Here is a 3,105-nt window from a genome sequence, read left to right as displayed (position 1 = left end):
AGGAGTTTCTTTGTCAAAGACTCAAAGCTAAAAGCCTTATTGAACCCCCAGTCTAACTGGGGGTTTTCTATATACAAAAAGAGCGATGGAGTATAGAAGATCCATCGCTCTTTATCTTTCCAGGTCATATGATTTTCTTCTAGTATATTCTTTTTGGGCTTCCTCATATCCATCAGAAAAATTCTTTGATTCATTTTTGATAATATATTCAATGCCTCCCTTTTTAAAAACATTAAGTTCTAAGTCTCTTATAAATTTTTTCTTAGTGCTTTTAGAAGTTATTTCTACATCAAATAATTTTTGCTCCTTAAATTTTACAGAACAAAATCCATCAAGAACGTTATAAAAAAATTCTTTACCAAACTCAAAGAATGAAAAAAGTTTGTTCTCATACTCAATTTTAAATTTATCAGATATTGATTTGTTAACTTTTTTATATTTTTCAAGGTCGGCTTCCATTAAAGAAACTAGAACATTATAGAAAACATCATCTAATACTTTTCTTAAAGCTATATTTTTTGTTATAACCGTATTTTTTAATTCATCTCTTTCTTCTAATTTTTCAATTTCAGATTCATATTTCTGCAAAACTTTCACCTTTTCATCGTCCTGATCCTCCAGGAACGATTCAAGGTTCTGTTTCTTTTCTTCGAGATGTTTAATATTGTTTTGTAACTCCTGAAGTCTCTTTTCGGCTTCCAGAACTTCACGATAAGATTCTTTTTTATATTCTTGAGTTTTTTTATGTTTCAGATTGGTTTGTTCTGCAGAAATACCTCTTTCAACATCAAAACCATTATCTTGCATATACTTGCAAAACTTATTTTGGAAAATTGTAAGCTGCTTTTTCCCACCTACCATATCTTTAGCACTCAATCGTCCATCTGAAGTCAACGGAATAAAATTGGCGTGCATATGAGGTGTTCTTTCGTCCATATGAACATTAGCATATACAATATTTTCTTCTCCAAACTCACTTTTCATAAAATCAAGAGCCGTTTCAAAATATCTTCTTGTTTCATCAACTCCTATACGCTCAAAAAAATCTTTATCAGATGTAAATAAACATTCAACGCTAATAATAGCGTCTTTTCTAAGAGCCTTTGTAGATTTCCTACGTTTCGATATTATTGAATCAATAGCTAAACGATAATTTATTTTATCATCATTCACTAAATCGTAATTCATTGCAGATTTTGTCTTATCTATGTCTTGATTAGAATAATTTTTATTTTCTCTCTGATTGTGTCTCTGACACTTATCAATAACAGTTGATTTCATTTTTTCCATTCTGAAAATTGCATAACTCATTTTTATCATTCCTTTTTTTTATTGGTATCCCGGAGGTACTTTATATAAAGTATAACTTACTAGACTTTACGTTGTAAAGGTTCGCTCTTGCAGAGGGCTAAGACCTTGGGGGCGTTGCCCCCAATACCCCCACACTCGCCGTGTGGCAGCGGACGGTCGCACCGTCCGTTTCTCCAGTGTATTCTTCCTGCTCGTCAAGGTAGTATTAAAAATGGCAGATCCTTTCAGGAATTACCATTTTTAATCTCCACCTTTGACTTCGCTTTGAGGGTTTGCTCACTTGTAAAACAACACTACTCTCAAAGGTCAAAAGGCTTGTAGCTCGTCAAGAGTATCTTGGAATATCGCAGAAGCCCTTTAGGGCTTCGAGAATATGCCGAGAAAGGCTCTTGATGAAGTGGAAAGCCAAACATACTCTTGACGCTCTCCAGAGCCTTAGAAAGGCTTCTGGAGTCGCTTACGGCGAGTATGGGGTCAGGGGCTAGCCCCTGTGCTGAAGTTTGATGGGGGTGTTGGGGGGACTTTTCAAAGTCGTCCCCAAGGTCTTTTTTGTTGGATATTTTCTATGCATCATATGATGATACGTTTATGTTTCAAACTTGATACAAAATGTATCAAATTTGAAACTGATTTATCTTGCCGTTAGGCTCGAAAAAAGGTAGGCGATAGCCCCTTTTATATTAGATAAGAGTAAAAAAAAAATTAAATGGCTATAAATGTTGAAATTTCAACTATTATAGGGTTTTTCATCGGTTAACTAAAATAAACCAATCAGTTAATAAATGCTTACTGATTGGTTAATTTTCAATTAACTAATTTGTTAATATTGACTTAATTAATTGGTAATATTATAATTTACATTATAGTTTACAAAGTAAACCGAAATGTAAAATTCAAATTAACCGATATGGAGGGTAAAATGAAAAAATATGATGAATCTATGGAATATATAAGTAATACCCAAACTTTAATAGGAACAAAGCAAAGAGAATTATTAGATACAGAAACAGGAGAGTATATTTGGGTAGACCAAATAACAAAACGTACATATGGGACAAAGAACTTTTGGAAATGTTATTTAATGGATTTTCTTACCGTTCTAGGTATAATAGACAGTAAACAATTAGATATATTTATTTATATTGCAGAAAATACTAATCAAAGTAATAATACATTCATTGGAACATACACAAAAATATCTCAAGATGTTGGTGTTTCAAGACCAACAATAGCAAAGATAATGAAAAAATTACAAGAAAACAACTTCATAAAAAAAGTACAAAATGGAGTTTGGCTAGTAAATCCAAATATTTTGATGAAAGGAAATGACCATAAAAGACAAATACTCCTTAGCTACTACGAAAGTGATACTCCAGTAGATGAAATAAGTTATAACAGAACTAAAAGAAAAGAAATTGATAAAGAAAGAGAATCGCATTACGATAAAAATTTGATGATAGAAGGTGAAACTAATGGAAATGAATAAGAATATAATTTGGGAAGGAGCCGAGTTATGTGTATATATCAATGATGAAACGAATTGTATAGATTTATCAGATATACAATTCGCAGTTATTGGAAAAATATTAGGACTAGAAATAAATCCAAATGGAGAAGTTAGCTGTTTTTCTGATGAAACATTATTGAGATTAATGAAAATGAGTGGAAACCCTCTTAAGCTGACAGTGAAAAAGAAATAAAAAAGGAACCCCCCAGTAAAACTGGGGGTTCTTCATTTGACGCCTATAAGGCTCAACTTCCAGCTACGCTTAAAAGCGTATGTCGATCCGCCAC

Annotated in this window: 3 protein-coding genes; 2 read left to right on the top strand and 1 reads right to left on the bottom strand. The window is 32.4% G+C overall.

What is annotated here, in order from left to right:
• Positions 1 to 111 precede the first annotated feature (111 nt).
• Positions 112 to 1,311: a MobV family relaxase gene (gene mobV, locus EXD82_RS10020; RefSeq protein ID WP_174919232.1), complete on the bottom strand. Its 1,200-nt coding sequence runs from the start codon at positions 1,309 to 1,311 to the stop codon at positions 112 to 114.
• A 919-nt stretch (positions 1,312 to 2,230) separates the two neighbouring features.
• Here mobV and EXD82_RS10015 point away from each other — a divergent pair.
• Positions 2,231 to 2,797, top strand: a complete 567-nt coding sequence (locus EXD82_RS10015) for a replication/maintenance protein RepL (RefSeq protein WP_142536777.1) — start codon at positions 2,231 to 2,233, stop codon at positions 2,795 to 2,797.
• Complete coding sequence (locus EXD82_RS10010) at positions 2,784 to 3,011, top strand: hypothetical protein (protein WP_142536776.1); 228 nt, start codon at positions 2,784 to 2,786, stop codon at positions 3,009 to 3,011. Before EXD82_RS10015 ends, EXD82_RS10010 begins: the two co-directional genes overlap by 14 nt.
• Positions 3,012 to 3,105 lie beyond the last annotated feature (94 nt).

This window comes from Peptacetobacter hominis, from assembly GCF_006861675.1.
GTDB lineage: Bacteria > Bacillota > Clostridia > Peptostreptococcales > Peptostreptococcaceae > Peptacetobacter > Peptacetobacter hominis.
The sequence above is the reverse complement of the archived record's forward strand: the minus strand, read 5'-3'. Positions and strand labels throughout refer to the sequence as shown.